We start from the raw sequence: 22,061 nt of genomic DNA on the forward strand, positions 1-22,061 counted from the left end.
AAAACGAATCTCGCGAGCCCTCCACGAGGGCTCGGCTGTGGGAGTCAGGATGGGCGGACGCGTCTTTCGCCGCGCGAATGGCGATGTTTGCGTCAGAACTGGCGCAGGAAGCGAAGGTCGCCACTGTACAGGTCGCGGATGTCGGTGATGCCGTGGCGACGCATGCACAATCGCTCGACGCCCAGACCAAATGCGAATCCGCTGACCTGCTCGGGATCGTAACCGACCGCTTTGAAGACGTTCGGATCGACCATGCCCGCACCACCGAATTCCACCCAGTTGCCGTCCCACAGAAAGTCGACTTCGACGCTGGGTTCGGTGAATGGAAAGAACGATGGGCGGAAACGAATTTCCACATCATCGCCCAAGTAGTTCGTGGCGAAGATCCGCAACACGGTCTTCAGGTTGGCCATTGTCACGTTCCGGTCCACCATCAAACCTTCCATCTGGTGGAACATCGGAAAGTGGGTCGCGTCGGGGGCGTCCGGGCGGTACACCCGGCCGAGCGAGATGATGCGGATCGGCGGCTGGCGTTGTTCCATCACACGGATCTGGACCGTGCTGGTTTGGCTGCGCAGCAACCGCGTGCCTTCGACGAAACGCGATGCTTGGCCGTCACCGACGGACAGATAGAAATTGTCCAGCGGGTCCCGTGCCGGATGGTCTTCGGGGATATTCAGCGCCACAAAGTTGTGGTGCGGATCTTCCACCTCGGGGCCTTCGGCAGCTTCGAAGCCCATCCGGCCCATGATCTCCATCAAGTGATCGATGGTTTGGGTGATCGGATGAACGTGGCCGATTTCTGGTGCGATGCCCGGCAGGGTGGGATCGAAGGTCGGGTCGGCGCCGTCGGCGGCATCCCCGGTCAATCGGTCCTGGGTAGCTTGGAACGTCTGCTCGATCAGCGATTTGACTTCGTTCAAACGCTGGCCGGCGGTCGGCATGTTTTCTTTGCCGACGGACCCGATTTGTTTCTGGATCGATTTCAACAAGCCCTTCTTGGCACCCAAGAATTTGATGCGGGCTTCTTCCAGAGTGTCCGGATCGGCGGCGGCATCGAACGCGCGCTTGGCGTCATCGGCCAAGTCGTCCAACGCGGCGACGAATTGTTGCAGGGACATTGGCTTGTGAAGGGTGAGTGGGGGACGCCGGGATTGGTTCAGCCGGCGTCCTCAGCTTTCGCACAGGAGTTTCAGGCGGCTGCCAAAACTTCTTTGACCTTGTCACACAAGTCTTTAAAGCCGGCCTTGTCCTCGATCGCCATGTGCGACAGGGACTTGCGGTCCAATTCGATCCCGGCCTTCTTCAGCCCGTGAATGAATTCGCTGTACCGCAGATCGTGCTGTTGCACGGCGGCGCTGATCCGGATGATCCACAGCTTGCGGAATTCACGCTTGCGAACCCGACGATCACGGAACGCATACGCACCACTGCGAAGCAACGTTTCCTTGACGGTGCGCGTCAGATTTCCGCGTCCGCCACGATACCCCTTGGCTCGCTTGAACAAACGTTTCTTGGCTTTGTTACGCGCGGCGCCTTTGGTTGCACGCATGGCTGGGGTTCCTTTGCTGTGGTGATGCTATTGGATCATGAAGAATGTCCCGTCCTCAGGCCTCGATCCACGAAACGGCGGGACCGATGTTCATGCCCAGACGGGTTGTCGCCAGCGGCAAAATGGCCGTGGCATGTCCGGTTTGCCGACCGGACGCGGGGTGGAAAGACAGAAATTGCCGGTGTCGTGCAACGTGTCGCGGCCGACCAAGGGTGGCCAAGATCAACCGTTGCGGATCCGGACTTAGTTGCTGTATCCGTTCAAAGCGGCGTGGATCGTCGGCTCCATGCACGGATCGACGGCGGTCGTGCCACGCAGGTTACGGCGACGTTTCTTGCTCAGACCCTGTGCCAGGTGGCTGGTGCCCGACGGACGGTGCATCGCCTTGCCCTTGGCGGACAGACGGAACCGCTTTTTGGTTCCCTTGTGGGTCTTGATCTTGGATTTACCTTTGGACATCGCTGTGGGGTCCGTATCGATGAACGTTCGTCGTCGTGATTTGAAGCGGCGAAGTGTAGCGACCTGCCGCAGAATATGAAAGGTCCGTGTGCGACTTTTCCGCCCGGAAACGGCCCGCTGCGTCAACGCAGCGGCGGCAACGATCGGCCCAGTGCCGAGTCGCCATTGTCCGGCCGCCCGGCGGATTGCAGCGTTTGTTGCAGTTGTCGCTGTTTTTCCATGCGAATTCGATCCAACCAGTGCATCGACGCGTCCCCGGAACCATTGGGATCGGACTCCGATTGCTGGGCGATTGATTCGAATTGGTCCAACAAGCTGGAAAGCGTCGCCGGATCGCCCTCGTCATCGCTGCCGCCGGATTCGTCATCCAGTCGTGCCAACAGCGTCGCCAGCGGAACGGATCGATCCGATCGGAACTGAACATCGGTCACCACTGGATCGGCCGGGTACATGCCCAGCAAGGTGGTTTTGTCAAACCGCACCGTGGCGGTGATCGACGGGGCCCTTGACGATGCCGACGCGGCGACCGGGGATCGCAGGGGCGCGGACAACTGATGCAGCGTCGCGCCGCCGCCCTGGGTGATGAACACAGACGGGCGAGGATTGCGGGGGCCGAAATCCCGTGGCAGGTGCAAGAGCATCAGTTCCACCACGGTGGTGCGGCCTTGGGTCAGCGATCCGGTTTCTTGCTGGTAGGCGAACGCCAACGCCAGGGTCCGTCCCATTTCCGGGGCATCGGTCAGGCTGTAACGTCGTCCCGCCGATCGTCCGTCGGGAACAATGCCCAACGATCGGAATCGCGACACCGCGGACTGGATCATCGGTTCGGGGTTGCCGGTCACCGATGATCCCGGCCCCGACTGAGAAAGCTGGCGGAAAAAGGCGGCTTTGCATTCGTTGCCGAAATAGCACTGGCCGCTGGCGTCGTGATAGACGATCGGTTGTACGGCCAAGCGGTGTTCTTGGAAGTATTTCAGGACTTGCGATTGAGTGACCGAAGGCAACTGGTCACGACCGCTTTGAGCCAATTCCAAGCCGATCGTGACCGCGTCGATACGACCGAAAACACCAGCGGAGCCTGGCGTGATCTGTAAGGGTTCGTGCACCGCGACGCCTTCGCCAAGCAAGCGGCACGATTGATCGCGAGCCGCGGAATACAACCGCAGGACTTCGCCCGGCGTCCGCGGAATCATCGACAAGGTTCGCAGGTCGCTTCGCTGGGGCACCGCTTCGATCCGACCGACACGCACCAGCGGTGATTCGGATGCCGTGAATCCGGCTTGACGGGTGTCCAGCGTTTGAGGCGGTTGCGACGATTTCGCTGATGATCCCACGGGGCGTTTGGGCCGCAAATGTTGATCGGCGGCCGCCCAAGCTTCAGCGGCTAGACGGCCCGGTGGCGATAGGTTTGACGATTCACTCGGTGTTTCGATCCCGTTGGTTTCGATCCCGTTGATCTCGTCTGGCGCGCTCGCTGAATCGGAAACCGCGGTACCGGCAAGATTCGAATTTGCTTCGACGCCGGGTTTCATGCCCATCGCTTGGCCGAACTTCCGTCGACCTGATCGTTCGGCCTCGGCCGTCGCGTTGAACGCCATGTCCAGCTCGGCGGGCGGACGTATCGAAGCGGCCGATGATGAATCCGACGAAGCCAAACGGACCGATGGCTCGTCCGTGGATCGAGCATCGGCATGAACGGAATCGGTGCCGCGACGCATTCGTCCGTGGATAAAGATCGCCGCGGTCAGGACAAGCATCCCGGCCGTTCCAATCTTTAAAACGCTTTGTTCGCTCATACGATGACGGCCCCGCGAACGCCGATCCGGCGATCGCATCGAATGGTTTCAACAGTGATGACAGTCGACCGCCAGGGGATCGTCAGTTTCACGCGGTTTCCTGGTGCATGACCTAGCGATCGGGCAGGTCCCGAATGGGCTGAGTACCAAAACCGGCGGTGTGGTGGCAATGCTGGGCCGCGACACCCGTCCGCAAAGGCGTCTTTCGCGGACCGGCCAAAGTTTTCTATAGCGATCGACAGAACTCGCACCCCAAGCTCACCGCGTGCCAACGCTCGCGACCACGGTAATGACCGCTCGGCAACGCGATCACTGCCAACGGAATCACTGCCGACGCAATCAACGGCGATTGGCTGAATTGTTGGTGCGGCATGATCCAACCAAACCTCAGAGACACGCCCCGTCATGATGACCGCGGAAACAGCATTCTTCGTCATGCTGGCGATTTGTCTGGGCGTAGCGGCCTGGGCCGGACAACGGCAGGGTAAGGCCCAGGCACTGGGCGTCGCCATGGCGTGCAGTCTGTTGTCGGCCAGTTGGCTGGAAATCAATCTGGCCGGTTTGCCGATCAACGTTTCAACCGCCGTCGCGGTGATCGGATTGATCGCTTACTGCGTGCACAGCGGCGACCGATTCCTATCGCCCATCACATTGCTGGATGCACTGATGATCGCTTTAGTGATCTGGCACGTGGTTGCTGACATGGTCCACGGTGCACCACCGCTGATGACCGCCGCTGCGGCCTATGGCGAATGGGGGCTGCCCTACGCCGCCGGCCGTTTCGCATCGATGCACCGGAGCAGTCTGCGGAACCTGTCGCCCTGGTTCGCCGGCGTCGCGATTGTCTTGGCGGCCGCAGCCGTGTTCGAAGCCATGACAAACATCAACGTCTGGGAAACGTTGATCGCAACGCGAGACGATCGAGTCGACTTTGCACGGCGGCTTCGGTACGGGATTGCTTATCGTGCCAACGGGCCGACGCGACACTGTATCTTCCTGGGCGTGATCTTGTTGACGCTGGTTCCTTGGGCCGCTTCGTTGCTGGATCGCTTTCAAAGTTCAACCGATTCGGACCGGAACAAGCGTGTCGCTGGCACGCTGGCGCTGATCGCTCTGTTTTTGGGGATCGTGGCAACGATGTCACGAGGCCCGATTTTGGCGTCGGTGGTGGTCGCCGTAATCGTCGCATCGATGGCGAATCGGATCGTTCGCTACGTGGCCCTGGCCGGGTTGTGTGTTGTCGTTGCCGCCGCGGTGATCGCCCCCGAACGCGTCATGCAGGGCTTGGAAAGTCGCCCGGACCAGCCGGTTGAATCTCGCATCGTCGTTTTGGACGAAAGTGAAGAAGCCGTCATTCAAAGCTCCGCACGCAATCGCTGGCTGGTGATGAAGATTTACGGCCCCCTGGTGATCAAAGGTGGCTTGATGGGGTACGGCACCGAGGACAGTTCGGGATTTCCACCACGAAACTTACCGGGGCTGACCAGTGATCCGGCGGTGCTGCGTCAGATCGGGATCGTCGACAATACGTTCATCGGAATCGGGTTGCGGTTTGGTCTTGTCGGTGTGGTGTTGCTGGTCTTGTTGTTCGTCGTGGCCGCGGCAACGGCGCAGCGGATTTCAGGCGACGCTTCCACGTACTTCTTTCCCAATTCGGCACTGACGTTTTGGACGATCGCGGCGGTGGTGATCGGGTTGGCGTTGCAGCTGTGCACCGTCTACTTCGATCGTGACCACGGGTTCTGGGTGCTGTTTCTGCTGGGCGTCGTCAGTGGGCTGTCGGTCGCCACCAAAACACTGGACGACGTGTAGCGACCCTGCTTAGGTAGTCGTCAACCCTTTCGCGGGACGAAAGGCGACGAGGGCTTGGAAGGTTCGGCCTGCAGACGCCGAAGCAAGATGGGACGCTGGGAACCTTGGATCCATTGGTACACGTGACCGGTTCTTAAGCCCGTCGCTTGCACCGACTGGCCGCCGGGCCAACGCACTTCCGCATCCACCACCGTGACGCCACGTCCGACGCCGAAGTGCAATCGAGCCTGGTTGCTGGATTGAAAACCATTGCCTGCCAAACGTTGACGCGACCACTTCGACGATTCTGTCGACACCGTTACCGTACCGCCGACCGCATCGCGATGATCGGACGTGCCGATCAACTGAAAGGCGATCGCGGAATCAGGATTCGGATCACCCGTACGATTGATCAACAAAGTCACCGGATCGAAAAGGTTGGTCAACACCGCATCGGTCCTGCCATCATCATCCACGTCCAACGTTGCCAACGCACGTCCCAGACGTTTGGCGGACATCGCGGGTCCCAGCTGATCGGACGACTCCGCCCGGTAACCGCCGCTCGGATCACGACGAAACAATTGCATCGGCATCCGATACGCGTGACCGCTGTGTGAAAAATCGTCGACGTTTCCGTTGGCGACCATAAGTTCCAACCATCCGTCGTTGTCCGCGTCGATCCACTGGGTCCCGAACCCCAGCATTGCCATCGTCGGCTTGACCAGGCCCAGTCCTTCGGTGCGGTCCGCCCACAATCCACCGCTGACTTGGGAATAGAACGTGTTGTAGTCGTCGGTAAAGTGCGTCACGTAAAGATCGATGTCTCCGTCGTTGTCCGCATCATCGGCGGCGATCCCCATCGAAGCCTGCGAAAGGGAACGTCCGTCAAACGCCACCCCGGCAAGCGCGCCTTGTTCACGCAGCACGGTCGGCGAGTCTTCCGGCGATGCCGGCGTTTGAGCGGTGGTCCAAAAATGATTGGCCGACATGTCGTTGGCGACATAGACGTCCATTCCGCCCTGCCGATCCAAGTCGCCGACGACCAACCCCAAGCCGCGTCCCGGGCCACCGCCGGTCTGGTTCACGTCCATGGCTGTCACGGTCGTGTCGGCCAGACGGTTTGTTCCGGTGCCCCGCCAAAACCGATCCGCTTCGCCAGGAAAGACCAGCGGCGCGCATGATCGATGTTGGTCGGTGCCTTCCCGCATGCACTTGCGGTCGATCACGTCGTCGCCACCGATGTAGTTGACCTCAAAGACATCCGCCAACGCGTCACCGTCGATGTCAGCGATCGCCAGCGAAGTGGTCCACTGGTTACCGCCGAAGCCGAATTGCCCGGTGACGTCGCGAAACGTTCCGTCGCCGTTGTTTCGCAGCAATTGGTTCCGCCCAAAATTAGCGACGATCAAATCGGGGAAGCCATCGGAATCGATATCACCCACCGCAACGCCTTGGGAAAAGAACGCGTCACCGGTCCCGCTGGATTCGGTCACGTCGATGAACCGGCCATCGACGTTCCGGAACAATCGGTTGGTTGTCGAATCGCCCTTGCGCGGCGTCCCACCGCAAGACGTCAGCATCAAGTCGGGACAACCGTCCAGGTCGAAATCGATCACGCCGGCGCCGCCACCACCGGATTGATAGATATACAAGCCCGCTTCGCCGTTTTCCGCCGGGCCAATATCGCACACATAGTCCAAGCCTCGGTCAGCCGCCTGATCGACGAATCGAATCGGCGGACCGGTTGTGTTGACATCCACATCGGCGGTGCTGTCGCGGGGCGCGTCGTTGAGATCCGCCGCGATACTGGACAGATCAATCCTTCGTGCGACCCGTTTCGTGGGATCCTGCCAAGGCGTCGTGGCGGTCATTGCCCCGCGAATGCTTTGGAAGACTTCCATCGCACTGGGATCTGGGTCTTGCTGCATCATCGTGGCAAACCGGGCCCACGAGGCGGCTTCCCAAGCGCGGCCCAGCCGATCCATGGACCGGGCGATCATCACGGCGGCGCGCTGCGAGTGCTTCTTCCACGAAAACAGGGCTTCCACCGCGTCACGCATGGCGTTGATGTCTGCCGCACGAGCAGCCACTTCGGCGGCCTGGTCGCTGCGTCCCAGTTCCGCCAGCGCACCGGACAACTTGCCCAACGCCTCGCCATCGTTTTCGTTCAGTCTTGCCGCATTCCAAAACGCCACCGCCGATGCCTTGACCCGGCGATTCTTTTCCGCCCAGCGTCCGACCGCCATCCAGTAGGCAGACAGACGCTTTGTCTCCGGTGTAACCGATTGTTCCCACTGAGCGATGGGTGACGTGTCGCCGCTTTGTGGTTCGGTCGTCTCGATCAACGCCCGACCGTAATACGCGCTGGCTTCTGGAAATTCAGGGTGTTGTTGCCAAACGGACCGTAGATCATCCAACGACTGTGCCCAGCGTCCTTCGTAAACATCATGGCGTACCAGGCTGTACCGCGGACGCAGGTCACCCGGGTTCTGTTGCAACGCGAATTCACAAATGGCACGGTCGCTTTGCGGTCGTGTGATATCGGTCAAGACGATCAGTTCGCCCATCGCGCCGACGCCACGCTGGATCAGATACCGCAGGTGGGGTTCGGCGCGATTCTCCAATCCCAGCGCCAACTGCAAACCCGCAAGGTCGGTTCGCGATTGATCCCGGCCCGGATACTGGCGCACCAAGCGATCCAAGATCTCCAGCGATTCGAACGGACGCCCCGCATTCATCCACTGGCGTGCCAACTTGTCCAGCAATCCAGCAGACGGTGACTCGCCAGAACGCGACGTCAAGTCGACTGCCAATTGATAACGGTCGATCGCATCCTGGTGTGCGTTTCGTCCTGCGGCAACATCGCCGGAGACCTCAACCACCGCGGGATCGTCGCCACGACGGACCAGCAGGTCCGTGACCAGCGTTTCTGCCCGGTCATGCTGCTCCGATGCAATCAGCTGTCGTATGTCGGCGATCGACACTGATGCGTCATCGGTCGCGGCTGGTCCCTGGTGTGCCGCGGGCTGCGATCGCGACGAATCGGCATTGTTGGTCCCATCGCGATCGCCCTGACATCCCATCAAGACCAGACCGCAGGTCAGGGCGGACCACAGCCCGGTCATGCGACGGAGTGATGATTTCATCGATCGGGGCAACGGACGGGCGATCCAACGTATTGGGCGACAGGGGACAGTCGGCGGCCGACGGCTTCGGTTGCCTAAGCCGGCGATGCGACCCCCGCGGCGCGTGCTTCTTCGGCCGGGTCCTTACCGAAACCGATCTTGGCGACGATCCAACCCAGGAAGAATCCGACCCGTGAGTATAGCAAGTACAAAACCGGGACGAGCAACAGCACCAACATCGTGGCCAGCATCAAACCAAAGGCCAAGCTGGTTGCCATTGGGATCAACAGCTTGGCTTGGAATGATTTCTCCATCAGCAACGGGATCAAGCCCGCGATGGTGGTCAGACTGGTCAGCATGATCGGCCGGAACCGTCGGCTGCCGGAATCCAACAAGGCCTCCATCACCGGGATGCCGTCGCGAACACGGTGATTGATAAAGTCGATCAACACGATCGAATCGTTGACCACCACACCGGACAAGGCGACAAGCCCGAACATGCTGAACAACGTCAACGGCAGTCCCATGAACGCGTGCCCCCAAACCGCACCGATCATCCCGAATGGAACGATGGCCAGGATCAACAGCGGTTGAACGTAGCTGCGGAATTGCAGCACCAACAACACGTACATGCAAACGATCGCGACACCGAATCCGACCGCCAGGCTGCCGACCGATTCGCGGCTTTGTTCCTGTTGGCCTTCCCAACGCAATGAGATGGCGGGATAGCGTCCGATCAATTGCGGAATGTACGACTTCTTCAATTCACCGATGATCAAATCCGCGTTGGCGACGGTTTCGTCCAAGTCGGCCGAAATGGTAATGCTGCGCAACTGGTCGACTCGGTTGATTTCCGAAAAGCCGCGTCGTAATTCGATGTCGGCCAGTTCGGTGATGGGGCGTTCTTGGCCGTCTTCACCACGGACACGAATTTCGCGGAAATTGACCAGGCTGCTGCGTTCGTCTTCGGGATATCGCACCATCAACTTGACTTCGTGGCGTCCACGCTGCAGTCGCATTGCTTCGGCACCAAAGTACGTGTTGCGAACGGTTTCGCCCAAGTCGGTTGCGGTGATGCCGGTGGCTTTGGCGGTGTCTTTGACCTTGAACTGAAACTCCCATTTGCCGGGCGTGTTGTCGTCACTGATGTCGAAGACGCCGTTGTATTCGGCCAGCTTGAGTTTCAAATCCTCGGTCGCGTCCAGCAACTGTTCGACATCGTCGCTGGGGGCCAAAACTTTGAATTCGATCGCTTTTCCGCCCGGGCCCACACCGATGGTGCCAAAGTTGATGCGGTCGACGCCGGCAATTTCACCGACCTTGCGCCGCCAGCGGGCGATGATTTCATCGCTGTGGGTTTCGCGATACTTGGTGTCATAAAGTTCAACAAAGACTTGGCCGACGTGGCTGCCGCTGCCGCCGCCACCGGTTTGATTCTGCGTGTTGGTGACCGTCCCCAGTTCGCGATACGTCAACTTGACCGGACCCTGCCACTGGGACACGTGGATGGTGCTGTCGGTGGCGGCCTTGGCTTTCAGTTCTTCCGGCGTCGTGCCCTTTTCGGCTGCCTTTTGGATGGCGATCTCGCGGCTGACTTCGCGGATCGACCGTTCCATCAAATTGGTCGCTTCTTCGCTGTCGGTTGCCGGTGTGCCGTCGGGGAATCGCAACGAACCCTGCAACAGATTGTTGTCCGTTTTGGGAAACAAAATCGACGGGACAATGCCGCTGCGGATCATCCCCGCGGTGACCAGGAACATGGCGAAAGCCGTGGCGATCGGAATCGCCGGATTACGCAATCCGAACGCCAGCACCGGCATGTAAACGCGTCGCCGAAACAGTTCCATCGACTCGGTTGCACGGTCTGACAACCAGCCCAACGCTAACCCCAGCGGCCGAATCGGATACAGGATCACGTTGATCAGTCGGAAGAACCCGGCATGGGTGTGTGCCAGGTGGCTGGGCAGAACAAACGTGCTTTCCCACAGCGAGATGATCAGCATGGCGATCACCGCAAACGGGATCACCGCCATGAATTTGCCCATCACGCCGCTGACGAAAAACATCGGTGCGAATGCGATCACCGTTGTGGCGATCGACGCGGCGACGCTGGGGAAAACCTCCAATGTCCCGTCGATCGCGGCATCGTGAAACGATTTGCCCATCTGGCGATGGGCGTAAATGTTTTCGCCGATCACGATCGCGTCATCCACGACGATCCCCAGAGCAACCAGGAACGAAAACATGCTGAGCATGTTCAGTGTTTGATCGCCAAGCGATAGCGCCGCGCCGGCACCCAAAATCGAAATCGGAATCCCCAAGGCGACCCAAAACGCCAGACGTAGTTCCAAAAACAGTGCCAGCACCAAGAAGACCAGGCACAGACCCGACGCACCGTTACGCAACAACAACGACAGGCGGTCGCGAACGTCGGTGCTGGTGTCGCCCCAAACCGCGAACCGATAACCGGGCGGCAGTTGGCGCTGGTCGACGTATTGATGCACTTGATCGACAAGCGTCAAAAGGTCTTCGGATTTCGTCCGCTCGACGTTGACGACCATCGCGGGTTCGCCGTTAATTTCGCCACCCGCGGTGACGTCTTCGAACTCATCACGAACCGTGCCGATGTCGTTGACGGTCAGCACGACACCGCCGGGCTGGGTGATCAGCGGCAGCTTGCCGATTTCTTCGCCGATCCGTCCTTTGTTCTTTGCACGCAGCAAGACCTCTTGGCCGTCGGACTTCAATTGGCCGCCGGGCAATTCGACGTTACGCTGCCGCAGGATCGAAGCGACCTGGCCCAGCGACAATCCGTATTGCCTCAGTTGGGCTTCGGGGATTTCGACATCGATTTGAAACGGCTTGGTGCCCATGATCGATGCGGATGACACCGCCGGCAGCATCAACACATCGTCGCGGACCTGTTCGGCGATGTCACGCAGCGCCAATTCGCTTTCGATGGACCGATCGTCCGGTCCGATAATTCCGATCCGAATGGCCGCTTCGCGAAACGTGATCTGCTGGATCTGTGGGTCTTCAGCCAGAACCGGAAAGCTGGGGATTCGGTTGACTTCGCGGTCGATTTCCGCCAGCACTTTTTGCACGTCGTCGACGTTGGAATTCAATTCGGCCAGCACCGAACCGCTGCCTTCTTGGGCGATGGAGGTGACCTTTTTGATGCCGTCGATCGATCGAATGGCTTCTTCGATCTTTTGACAGATCGCTTCTTCGGTGTCCTTGGGCGTCGCACCGGGATAGGGCACTTGGACCAGAACGATTTCGAGTTCGAATTCTGGGAACACTTCTCGTCGCATGTTCACCAGACAAGCACCGCCGACCAACATCAAGGCCAGCATCAAGACGTTCATTCCCGGCGCATTTTCAATCGCCGCGCGAATCACTCCTTTCATTCTTGCGTCTCCGACTTCGCGGGTGCGGCGGCGTTTGCGTCGGGCTTGACCGTTCGAGCGGGCAAACCGCTTCGCGGGATCGCAGGCAACGGCGACAGCACGACCATCGACCCGTCGGTGATGTCACCGTCGGGGATTTCGCAAATCCACCAATCCGTGGTTTCGGCGACGAACGAATCATCCGTTTCCGTGGCTTCTGTTGTGACCGAACCGGCCGGGGCGAACTTAGGGTTCAAACGATCGACCGGGATGATCGATTCGACCACCTTCACACGTCCGGGAATCCAGCGACTGGGATCGAAACTGTTGTCGTTGGCGTCTTTGGTATCCGCGTTTGTCGATTCGGTGGAATCGTTGTTCGCCGCGACGACGGTCTCCGGTGCAACGTCCTGGCTTTCCTCGGAACTCGGCAAGTCGAAGACTGATTCGTCGGCGGAAAAGTGCCAAAGCCGGTTGCCCGGTTTGATCGCCTTTTCGGGAATCACGTACAGCGGCACATTTGGTTTCAGGTGCAGCCGAACGGTCACAAACATGCCGCGAACCAAAGCGGTCGGCCCGGCGGTGTGATGAACCTGTCCCGTCGCATCACGGTATTCCGAGGGGGCATCCACCAGAATGCGAACCGGAACCGTGCGTGTCGCCGCATCCAAACCGATTCCGTCGAAGCCCATCAGGTGTCCGTCCCAGCGGTACACCGCACGGCGTCCGGACATTTCGTATTCAATCGTTGCCGGCGTGTTGGGCAAGCGATAACCCTGGCCGGGACCGGTCAAGTCGGCCGATGCGGCATCGGACGCGTTGGCATTGTTGGAATCGGTGCGGGTTTGCGTCGTCAGCCAATACACCTGGTCCATTCGCAATTGCGCGGCGACTTCCACCTTGGACGTGTCTTCGATCGTAACGATCGTATTTCCGCGATTGACGAAAGTGTTCAACTCGGCATCTTCGCGAACGATCACGCCGTCGATCGGCGCGGTGATTTCGGTCCGCTGCAGATTAACCTCGGCCGATCGTAACTGGGTTTCAGCCAGTCGCAGCGAAGCTTGCAGGGTGACCAAACGCTTTTGTTGGACGCTCAGCTGGTTTTCGAGCGTTACGATCTGTTGGTTGGCGGCCAAGACGGCCCGTTGGGCTTGATCAATTTCACCTTGGCTGGCAAATCCCTTGGGTAACGATTGTTGGCGCTTCAGTTCCCGGGTTTGTAATTCCAAGTCGTCCTTGGCAACATCGATCAAGCGTTGCGTGCCCAGTGATTCTTGTTCGGTTTCGCGAATCGACTGATAGGCCTGTTCTCTTTGCCGTGTCAGCCGTTCGACTTCCAGTTCGTAATCCGTCTTGTCGATCCGCATCAGCACGGTGCCGGCTTTGACCACGCTGCCCGCTTCGCACAAATCCGATTTGTAAACGATTCGTCCGGCGACCTCCGTCGCAATGGTGACTTCGCGGTACGGAACGACGGTGCCGTCGACCGTCAAATCCAATTCGCCGCCAAGTGTTTCCAGGGATTGCACCCGAGCCACATTGATCGATGGCATTCGCATCATCTGAGACGCACGATCCGAACCCGGCAACGGTTGCGTTTCCGGCGTCGCGGCTCCCAGTGCGATCATCACTGCGGCACCGGCGGCCAACAGCAACAGCGGCACCACGACGTTGAACAACAGCAGGAACAGCATTCTCGATCCGCGAGAATGCGATCTGGTCTGGGGCGGCACCGTTTCGTCGAACGTGATGTCTTCGGCACGCAGGGTGTCGTCGCTCGGTCCGGCGTTCTTGCCGGCGGCTGTTCGATCGTTGTCCGGATCGGCAACGGTGGGTGAAGCCGTGGAATCCATGTGTCGTTTGATCAGCAAATGGAAGAAATGGAATGGTTCGTTGGAACGTCAGACGGTCTGGCCGCCGAGGCGGTCATCCGCAGGACGAATCGCTGGGCAGCGTTTCGACCGAAACATTGGTGGAATCGTGCAGCGGTTCGGCGTCACCGGCGAAACGGCCGTGGCGGTACGATTCGATCGCCGCCGACATCACACCGCAGATGTGATCCGCCAGTGCATCGATGTCCATCACGGCGTCGATCTGACTTGGCGTTAACAAATGTGGAATCGTGGGATCGCCGATTCGGTAGTAAACACATTGGCCGATCAAGCTGAACACCATCCGGTGCACGGTCGCTTCGTCCGCCTGTGGCCCCATCAATTGACCCAATGTCGACTTCATCAGTTCGAACATTGGGCGGAAGTATTCGTGAACAATTTGCGAAAAAACGACCGTCGGCTGCTGAAACTCGCGCATCATCAACCGGTGTTGCCAGCCGTTTTCGTCACACGCCAGCATCCGTGACAGGATCGTTTGGACGATCGGACGCAGCACGATCATGGGCGACTGGCCCGCCGGAGGCGTCTGGATGACGGGCGCCGGGAAGCGTTTTTCGCGTTCCGATCGCATCTGGGCGATGACCGCCCGGTACAGGCCCAGCTTGTCTCCGAAGTGATAGGAAACGCTGGCCACGTTGGTTTGGGCCGCATTGGCGATCTCGCGCAACGTCGCCCCCTGAAACCCTTTTTCCGCGAAAATCGGCCCGGCGTGCTGCAACAACCGGCTGGCGGATTCGCCCAGCGGCCCGGTCCGATGGGGAACCGCGGCGGTGTCGATCAATGACGGGTCGGCAGACTGATTCAAGGCGTGACCGCGATTGGATGAGGCGAAGAAAAAACGAGCGACAAGCGATTTAAACGTCTGTTTAAAACAATCGTTTAAACGTACGACTTGTCCAGACGGATCGCCGAAAAAAATCGATTTTCCCGCCAGATTTCATCAAGCGGTCGACTTCGCGGGCGAAAGCCGGTGTTGCCCCGCGGGCCGACGGCGTGGTACTGCCAACGCTGCTGTCGTTTCCCATTGCTCGTTTGGCCCGATTCGCCGGAATCGAACCGTGATGCCGTTTTTGCCACAACGATTATCGCCACTCGGCCAGTGCAGGTCGGTCCGCCGATGCCGACCGGTCGGACGTCGGTTGTGCACGCTGGGCGTCGTGTTGTTGATTCCGATCGCCGCCAGCGGCTGTGTTCGTCGTCGGATGACGGTCCGCACCCATCCGGCCGGGGCTCAGGTCTCGGTGGACAACCAGGTGATCGGGACATCGCCGGCGGCGACCCCGTTTGTCTACTATGGCACCCGTGAAATTCGCATCGAAAAACCCGGCTTTCGGACCGAGACGATCCGCAAGAACATCCGACCGCCCTGGTACCAGTGGCCGGTGGTGGAGTTCTGTAGCGAAACGTTGTGGCCGGGTGAACTGCGCGACGAACGGATCGTGGATGTGCAATTGGTCCCCGAAGAAATGCAGCCCACCGAGTCGGTCGTCCAACGTGCCGATGATTTGCGAGATCAATCCCGCAGCGGCATCGTCACCGTCGGCCAGTAGCGTCGCGGCGCTGGGCGTTGTCGACAAACCAATTCAGCGACCGGCGTGATGCGGTCGACGGTTCCGATCGGCGAACGTCTGGCAGGCCGGCTGTGCAGTGTTTCGTGCAGCGTCTGGTTCGTCGTTGCCGTGCTGGTGATCGTCGCATGGCCCGTGCTGTCGGGCTTGCAGCGTTTCGCGTTTCGCGACGTCAGTTTTTTCTACACGCCGTTGTATGACTACTTGGCACGGCAAACGGCGGCGGGAACTTTGCCGCTTTGGAACCCGCTGGATCAAACGGGCATCCCCGTGGTCGGTGAATCGACAACGGCGCTGTTCTATCCGATCCGTGCATTGATCTATGCATTGCCGCTGGATGGCGACGTGGCAATGTCGTGGTACATCGTCGTGCATTGGGTGTTGGCGGCGGTGGCGATGCGTGATGTCGCGATCGGCTTGTCGCGTCGCCGGTCGGTGGCCACCGCGTGCGGCATCATCTATGCGTTTTCCGGATGCGTGATGCCGTTGGCGGTCAATCCGCCATTCTTGGTGTCGGCCGCATGGTTGCCCTGGGCCATTACGCCGATGGTGGTGTCCCGCTCCGGTGCAACGACTTGGCTGGGACGGCGTTTCCGCGGTGGCGATGGATGGTGGGCGTCGGTCGCGATGGCCATGATGGTGCTGGGCGGTGATCCGCAAACGGCACTCCACGTCGGCTTGATTGCTGTGGCGGTGACTCTGGCACGTTGGGGCGGGTTTGCCAAATCGTCGGGAATGCGATTGTGCGATTCACCTCGTTGGCGTCGAAGTCCATCGCTTTGGATCGTCGCGGTGCCCTGCTTGGCGGCCGCGTTATCTGCGCCCCAGATCGCCGGATCGATGGCGTGGGTCCGGCAAAGCGAACGTGCCGGTCAACAAATCCGTGACGAACTGGCCGATGCACCGGAGACGGGGGCGTGGTGGACGCCGCCGAAAGTTGGCAGCCGTCGGTATCAGAGCTATCAGTTTTCGGTGGCCCCCTGGCACATCACCGAACTGGTCGTGCCGGTCGCGTCTGGGCGTTTGCTGCCGCAATATCAGCGGATTAGCCATCTGGTTCCCGGCGACGGCCAAGTTTGGACGCCGTCGCTGTACACGTCGGCCGCGTTGGTCGTGGGCTTGGCGGTTTGGTGCGGCGGACGTCGGAAACGACGAGTTTGGCGCGAGGCCGGATTGTGGTGGGGGATTGCCGGGGTCTGCCTGTGGGCGTCGATGGGGTGGTTCGGCGTCGTTTGGGCGGTGCAGAACGTCCTGGGTTTTCCGTCGGGCGTCGACAGCGCGATCGGCGGGCCGTATTGGTGGCTGTATCAGTTCATCCCCGGCTATGACGCGTTTCGATACCCGGCCAAATGGTTGCCCGTATTCGCGTTCGCATCGACCGCAGCATTGGCGGTGACCAGCCGGCTGCTTGACCGTCGCGCTTTGGCTTGTGGCTCGGGCGCTTGGACGACGCCGCTTCGTGCCGCGGTGGTGACGGCATTTTGCATTGCCGGCGTGTCAATGATCGGGGCGGTGGGCCTGTGGCTGGCCGGTGACGGCTTGGTTGATTGGCTTGGTGCCGGTGCTGCGTCGATTCGCGACGAATACTGGGGGCCTTTGGACGTGGCCGCCGCGCTGGGGGAACTCCGCTGGCGATGCATTCACGCCGCTTTGGCGTTCGGTGGCCTGGGGCTTTGTCTGCGTTATCGTCGTCACGATTCAGCGGTATGGACGATCGGGATATTGGCGGTCATCACGCTGGACGTATCAATTGCGGCGGTCGGAACCGTGCCGACACTGAATCGATCGGCCGAGCAACAAGTCTTGGAAGAATGGACGAAATCATCGGCGATCGATCCGGTCGATGAAGTGGCCGGCGGGCGTTGGCTACGCACCAGGCAGCAAACGGGCTGGCCGTCCGCATGGCGCAGCACATCGAACGACGGTCGGTTGTTGGAGGTCGAAGCCAGCCAACGCATGGGCTGGTTCGGTCGATGGCACTTGGCTGATTCGTCCGCCGTGTTGAACAGCATGACGTCGATCCGCAGTCGTGCGATGGGGGATTTTTGGCGCAGTGCCAACCGCATCACCGCTTCGATGACAGCGGCGGAAGCCGAAGCGTTCTGGCGGTCGGTTCGACGCTGGTTGGGGATCCGGGGACGTGTTCATCAGACCCAGTCTTTTCAACGTTTGACGATCGATGGTCGGACGTTGCGGGTGGCCAATGTTGGTTTTTTGCCGGAACCCGGTTTGGAGAACACCAAAGCCACCGATGACGGATCGTTTCAGTGGTCGACCGCGGCGTTGGTCGGCCGGAAAGTGTCGATGGACGACGTTCTGAATCGCTTGTGGAAACGCGATGGTCGTCCGATTCCCGTGATTCAAACGGGTGATGAAAATCTTGCCTCGGTGCTGCCGCAGCGGCCCGTTCAGGCAAACGTGGAAGTGCACGTCGCGGTGGATGGTGATTCGGCGCCGTTGATCAATGTCGAATGCGATCGTCCGATTCTGCTGATCCGTCCGGTGCTGCAAGACGGCGGTTGGGTCGCCAGCGTGACGACCGACGAAGCGCCCGGCAAACAAACGATCATGAAAACGCCGGTGGTTCCGGTCGATCGGTTGAAGCAGGGCGTGGTACTGCCCGCGGGTCGGCATCTCGTGCGGTGGGAATACCGTCCTGCCTGGTTTTGGCCGTCGATGGCAATTGCCGCGTTGGCGTGGACGGCGCTGGCGTTCGGAATCTTATGGGGTTGGTTCAGGAGTGCTGCAGTCGTGACGCGACAGATTCGGCAATGAGGACGACGGCGGCACCGGCGATCACACAACCGATGACGATCGGGACGGAACCGGTGAAGGCTGCCGGCGAAACGTAATCGAATTGGCGTGCTTTGAAGTCCAAGTCTGCGGTCTCCGGTGTGACGACTTGGAACGGCCACAATCGACCGACCGAACCGATCATCAGCCCGATCAACACGGCCATCGTCGTGTCGCGAAACCGAGCCAGCAGGAACCGCAGGACTTTGGAAAACGCCAGCAAGCCGAACAGGCACCCCGCCGCAAACACCGCCATCTTGATCAGCGTTTCGGATGTGAAGTTCAGTTTTGCGGCGTCTTTGACCATGCCTGTCACCGGATAATAGACGCCCAATAGCAGCATGATGAATGCACCGGAGATGCCGGGCAGGATCATGGCACAAATCGCGATCGACGCGCTGAAGAACAAATACGGCAGCGACAATGAACCGGCCGAACCGGCCAGCATGGTGATTCCCGCCGCGACGACGGCGCCGAAGCAAAGCGCGATCCAGCGATCGATGGTCCAAACCTGAATCTCGCGACGGACGACCCAGACACTGGCCAAGACCAGGCCCAAGAAGACGGCCAACGTTTCGGCCATCCGGTGGTCCAGCAACCAGTGCATCAGCCCGGCCAGGGAAACGATGCCGCACGCAATGCCCATCGCCAAGGCGACCAGAAAACGTCCGTCGATGTGAGCAAACGCGTCGACAAACTTTCCGCGACCGGCCAGGGAGACGAAATGGCCGTCGATGCGACTGATGGCGGCGATCAACCGTTGGTAATGCCCCAGGATCAACGCGACCGTGCCGCCGCTGACGCCCGGGACGGTGTCCGCGGCACCCATGAAGAAACCGCGAACAACGTTCACAAAATCGGTCGGTCCGGGCATCCATGACCCACCCGTTTGACCGTCGGTGGCGGATGCATCCGTTGAATCCGGTGCAATCGTTTGATCCGGTTTTTGCGTTCGGATCGAATCGTTCGTCATCGGGTCGGTTCTCTGTGGCAGGGCTTCCGGCGTGCTGGCTATCGCAATCGGTTCGGACGGAGCATACTTTCTGACCGACAAAACGCCATCGCCCGACTAGCCAACCCAAGCGACGATCTGTGGCCGACCTGCTGAACGTATTGATCCTGGCGATCGTCCAGGGCATTGCCGAATTTTTGCCCATCAGTTCATCCGGCCACCTTGTCCTGCTGGGGGCACTGCTGCAGACGATCAACGAATCGCCCGCGCTGCAGGAGCTGGGCGAATCGGCGACATTGGAAATCATTTTGCACGCCGGAACGCTGGGTTCGATCCTGGTGATCTATTGGCGGCACATTCTGAATTTGCTCAGCCGTGACAAAGCCGTCATCCCGCTGTTGATCGTCGGCACCATCCCCGCAGCCGTTATCGGCGTGGGCATCAAATTGGCGTTTGAATCGGTTTTGAAATCCACGCCTTTGGCCGCCGCAATGCTGTTGGTGACCGGAACGATGTTGATCGTTTTGGGCCGTTTGAAGCCACGCAGCGGTGACTATCAACAACTCAGCTGGAAAGGCGCGTTGGCCGTCGGCACGTTCCAGGCGTTTGCGATTCTGCCGGGGATCAGCCGCAGTGGTTCGACGATTTTGGGTGGCCGTCTGATGGGGCTGAAGAACGAAGACTCGGTGACGTTCTCATTCCTGTTGGCGATTCCCGCGATCCTGGGTGCCACGGTGCTGACCGCCAAAGATCTGCTGGACCCCGAATCGGGCAGTCCGCCGGACAACCAAGCGATGTTGTTGATCGTCGGTGCCGTCGTCTCGTTTGTCGTCGGGATCGTCGCACTGAAATGGCTGATCGGTTGGAGCCGTCTGGACCGCTTGCACTGGTTCGCGTGGTGGTGCTATCCGGTCGGTGTTGCGGCGTTGGGACTTTGGGCCGCGGGCTTCATCGCCTGAAACGGATGCGATCGCTGCGAACGTCGGCGATCGAACGCTAAGTTTCCAAGCCCAGCTTTTTCATCTTGTACCGAATCATTCGGGCGGTGATGCCCAGTTGCCGAGCGGCAGCGGCGGCGTTGCCCGAAGCACATTTTAACGCGTCGCTGATCATGTCGCGTTCCAGTGCTTCGACGCGGATGTCCAGCCGGCTGGATACCGAATCGTCGGCCGCATCCGGCATCTCCAACGTCGGCGGCAAGTGATGGCCCAGGATCGCGTCACCGTCGGCCAACAAGATGGCGTGTTCGATGCAGTTTTCCAGCTCTCGAACGTTGCCCGGCCAGTGATAGGCCATCAACATGTCAATCGCCGGTGTGCTGAACCGGCGAATTTGTTTGCCCATTTCGCGTGCATACTTTTCGGCGAAGTGATTCGCGAGCAGCAAGATGTCGTCGCGTCGTTCACGCAGTGCGGGCAACACGATTGGAAAAACGTTGATGCGATAGTACAGGTCTTGGCGAAACGTTTTTTCCTTCAGTGCACTTTCCAAGTCACAGTTGGTCGCCGCGATGACTCGGACGTTCGCCGTCAACGTTTCATTGGATCCGACCCGCTCGAATTCATGTTCTTGCAGGAACCGTAACAACTTGACTTGAATCGCGGGCGGGAAGTCACCAATTTCGTCCAAGAACAACGTTCCGTTTTCGGCTTCTTCGATGCGTCCGATCCGTCGCTCGATGGCTCCGGTGAACGCACCTTTCTCGTGGCCGAACAGTTCCGATTCCAACAACGTCTCGCTCAACTGCGCACAATTGACCCGAATGTAGGGCTGGTTCGATCGACCGCTGGAATAGTGAATCGCGGACGCCACCAATTCTTTGCCGGTCCCGGTCTCGCCGCGAATTAGAACGGTTGTGTTGCCGGTCGCGACGCGGCGGATCCGTGTATAGACGGCTCGCATCGGACGCGAATTTCCGATAATGTTTTCCGGACGAAAGCGTTCTTCCAAGGCATCGCGCAGCCGCAAGTTTTCTTCTTGCAGTGCTTCGTGTTCTTCCCGTTCGTCGCGTCGCACGCGAACGTCGAATCCGATCATCGCCGCGACGATGGTCAGGGCCCGTTCGGCTTCGTCCAGTTCATCCGCGTCGCGTTGACCCGATTCACCGGGCGGCAGGTCAGCGGCCAAGGTCCCGATCACTTCGCGTCCGACCATGATGGGAACGCAAATGAAACTACTGTCATCCGCGTGTCGGCGTGCCCGCTGGTGGATGCGGTCGACGAATTCGGGTTCACTTGAAACGCTGGGCACGACCACGGAACGGCCGCTTTCCAAGACCCGGCCGGTGATGCCTTCGCCACGTTGATAGTGAACCGATTGTGCTTGGTCGGGTGGAACGCTGCGGGTCGCGCCGATGACCAACCGTTGTTCGTCGGCGGCCAACAGCATCACGGTGGTTCGGACCATACCCAAAGTCTGTTCCAGAACCTGCAGGATGTCGTGCAGCGTTTGGCTTTGACCTGAGCGTGCGTTCAACACCTGTGCGATCGATGACAATGCCGCCATCTGGTGTCGCCAGCGGTCCTTCTGTGCCGCGCAGGCGTGTGCCGATGCTTGATCATTGTGCAAATCGCATTTCGATGAACAGTGTGTGGGCAGACGATGCGGGGGATCGGCGGACACGGGACAAGTTTCGTACTTGAAGTGTTCAGAGCATCCAGTGACGTGAATCCGGCCGAAACGATACGGCCGATGACGATTCCGTCGCACTCCGGTGGATCGATTCGCAACGGTTTGGCGAC

General features: G+C 59.8%; 14 protein-coding genes. 4 read left to right on the forward strand and 10 right to left on the reverse strand.

Annotated features, from left to right (window positions below; all coding sequences use genetic code 11):
- Positions 1-92: 92 nt before the first annotated feature.
- The 4 genes from pheS to HFP54_RS12755 all read right to left on the reverse strand — a co-directional run bounded on the left by pheS (position 93) and on the right by HFP54_RS12755 (position 3,768).
- On the reverse strand, positions 93-1,121 hold the full coding sequence (gene pheS / locus HFP54_RS12740) for a phenylalanine--tRNA ligase subunit alpha (protein ID WP_168565413.1): 1,029 nt from the start codon (positions 1,119-1,121) through the stop codon (positions 93-95).
- 71 nt (positions 1,122-1,192) lie between these two features.
- Positions 1,193-1,552, reverse strand: coding sequence for a 50S ribosomal protein L20 (rplT, locus tag HFP54_RS12745; protein WP_146413841.1), 360 nt, complete (start codon positions 1,550-1,552; stop codon positions 1,193-1,195).
- A gap of 243 nt (positions 1,553-1,795) precedes the next feature.
- Complete coding sequence (gene rpmI, locus HFP54_RS12750) at positions 1,796-2,011, reverse strand: 50S ribosomal protein L35 (protein ID WP_146413840.1); 216 nt, start codon at positions 2,009-2,011, stop codon at positions 1,796-1,798.
- Positions 2,012-2,133: 122 nt separating this feature from the next.
- Entirely contained in the window at positions 2,134-3,768 is a 1,635-nt protein-coding gene (locus tag HFP54_RS12755) for a hypothetical protein (protein ID WP_168565414.1), read from the reverse strand.
- 444 nt (positions 3,769-4,212) lie between these two features.
- On the opposite strand from HFP54_RS12755, the gene HFP54_RS12760 reads away from it, so the two are divergent.
- A complete protein-coding gene (locus HFP54_RS12760) occupies positions 4,213-5,619 on the forward strand; it encodes an O-antigen ligase family protein (RefSeq protein WP_168565415.1) in 1,407 nt (468 codons plus the stop codon).
- Between the two features lie 20 nt (positions 5,620-5,639).
- Here HFP54_RS12760 and HFP54_RS12765 read toward each other — a convergent pair whose 3' ends face one another.
- From HFP54_RS12765 to HFP54_RS12780, 4 genes are all read right to left on the reverse strand, one after another.
- Positions 5,640-8,744, reverse strand: coding sequence for a CRTAC1 family protein (locus HFP54_RS12765; RefSeq protein ID WP_168565416.1), 3,105 nt, complete (start codon positions 8,742-8,744; stop codon positions 5,640-5,642).
- A gap of 74 nt (positions 8,745-8,818) precedes the next feature.
- Positions 8,819-12,133 (reverse strand): efflux RND transporter permease subunit, encoded by a 3,315-nt coding sequence (locus tag HFP54_RS12770; RefSeq protein WP_146413836.1) that lies wholly within the window; start codon positions 12,131-12,133, stop codon positions 8,819-8,821.
- Positions 12,130-13,968, reverse strand: a complete 1,839-nt coding sequence (locus tag HFP54_RS12775) for an efflux RND transporter periplasmic adaptor subunit (protein ID WP_168565417.1) — start codon at positions 13,966-13,968, stop codon at positions 12,130-12,132. The genes HFP54_RS12770 and HFP54_RS12775 overlap by 4 nt, the downstream gene beginning before the upstream one ends.
- Positions 13,969-14,041: 73 nt before the next feature.
- A complete protein-coding gene (locus tag HFP54_RS12780) occupies positions 14,042-14,812 on the reverse strand; it encodes a CerR family C-terminal domain-containing protein (RefSeq protein WP_146413834.1) in 771 nt (256 codons plus the stop codon).
- Positions 14,813-15,068: 256 nt separating this feature from the next.
- Here HFP54_RS12780 and HFP54_RS12785 point away from each other — a divergent pair, with 256 nt between their 5' ends.
- The gene (locus HFP54_RS12785) at positions 15,069-15,557 is read left to right on the forward strand and encodes a PEGA domain-containing protein (RefSeq protein ID WP_168565418.1); all 489 of its coding nucleotides are present in this window, start codon (positions 15,069-15,071) and stop codon (positions 15,555-15,557) included.
- Between the two features lie 48 nt (positions 15,558-15,605).
- Positions 15,606-18,350, forward strand: a complete 2,745-nt coding sequence (locus HFP54_RS12790; RefSeq protein WP_168565419.1) for a hypothetical protein — start codon at positions 15,606-15,608, stop codon at positions 18,348-18,350.
- On the opposite strand, the gene HFP54_RS12795 is transcribed toward HFP54_RS12790, so the two are convergent.
- The gene (locus HFP54_RS12795; RefSeq protein ID WP_168565420.1) at positions 18,310-19,341 is read right to left on the reverse strand and encodes a DUF368 domain-containing protein; all 1,032 of its coding nucleotides are present in this window, start codon (positions 19,339-19,341) and stop codon (positions 18,310-18,312) included. The genes HFP54_RS12790 and HFP54_RS12795 overlap by 41 nt on opposite strands.
- A 119-nt stretch (positions 19,342-19,460) precedes the next feature.
- On the opposite strand from HFP54_RS12795, the gene HFP54_RS12800 reads away from it, so the two are divergent.
- A complete protein-coding gene (locus HFP54_RS12800; protein ID WP_168565421.1) occupies positions 19,461-20,279 on the forward strand; it encodes an undecaprenyl-diphosphate phosphatase in 819 nt (272 codons plus the stop codon).
- Positions 20,280-20,316: 37 nt separating this feature from the next.
- On the opposite strand, the gene HFP54_RS12805 is transcribed toward HFP54_RS12800, so the two are convergent.
- Positions 20,317-21,888, reverse strand: coding sequence for a sigma-54-dependent Fis family transcriptional regulator (locus HFP54_RS12805; RefSeq protein ID WP_197137363.1), 1,572 nt, complete (start codon positions 21,886-21,888; stop codon positions 20,317-20,319).
- Between the last annotated feature and the right edge of the window lie 173 nt (positions 21,889-22,061).

The organism is Crateriforma spongiae, assembly GCF_012290005.1.
In the GTDB taxonomy this organism is placed as follows: Bacteria; Planctomycetota; Planctomycetia; order Pirellulales; family Pirellulaceae; genus Crateriforma; species Crateriforma spongiae.

What these genes read in the sequence shown, in the direction of transcription:
- pheS (WP_168565413.1), bottom strand. Translation starts at nt 1,121, where the DNA reads ATGTCCCTGCAACAATTCGTCGCCGCGTTGGACGACTTGGCCGATGAC.
- rplT (WP_146413841.1), bottom strand. Translation starts at nt 1,552, where the DNA reads ATGCGTGCAACCAAAGGCGCCGCGCGTAACAAAGCCAAGAAACGTTTG.
- rpmI (WP_146413840.1), bottom strand. Translation starts at nt 2,011, where the DNA reads ATGTCCAAAGGTAAATCCAAGATCAAGACCCACAAGGGAACCAAAAAG.
- HFP54_RS12755 (WP_168565414.1), bottom strand. Translation starts at nt 3,768, where the DNA reads ATGCTTGTCCTGACCGCGGCGATCTTTATCCACGGACGAATGCGTCGC.
- HFP54_RS12760 (WP_168565415.1), top strand. Translation starts at nt 4,213, where the DNA reads ATGATGACCGCGGAAACAGCATTCTTCGTCATGCTGGCGATTTGTCTG.
- HFP54_RS12765 (WP_168565416.1), bottom strand. Translation starts at nt 8,744, where the DNA reads ATGAAATCATCACTCCGTCGCATGACCGGGCTGTGGTCCGCCCTGACC.
- HFP54_RS12770 (WP_146413836.1), bottom strand. Translation starts at nt 12,133, where the DNA reads ATGAAAGGAGTGATTCGCGCGGCGATTGAAAATGCGCCGGGAATGAAC.
- HFP54_RS12775 (WP_168565417.1), bottom strand. Translation starts at nt 13,968, where the DNA reads ATGGATTCCACGGCTTCACCCACCGTTGCCGATCCGGACAACGATCGA.
- HFP54_RS12785 (WP_168565418.1), top strand. Translation starts at nt 15,069, where the DNA reads ATGCCGTTTTTGCCACAACGATTATCGCCACTCGGCCAGTGCAGGTCG.
- HFP54_RS12790 (WP_168565419.1), top strand. Translation starts at nt 15,606, where the DNA reads ATGCGGTCGACGGTTCCGATCGGCGAACGTCTGGCAGGCCGGCTGTGC.
- HFP54_RS12795 (WP_168565420.1), bottom strand. Translation starts at nt 19,341, where the DNA reads ATGACGAACGATTCGATCCGAACGCAAAAACCGGATCAAACGATTGCA.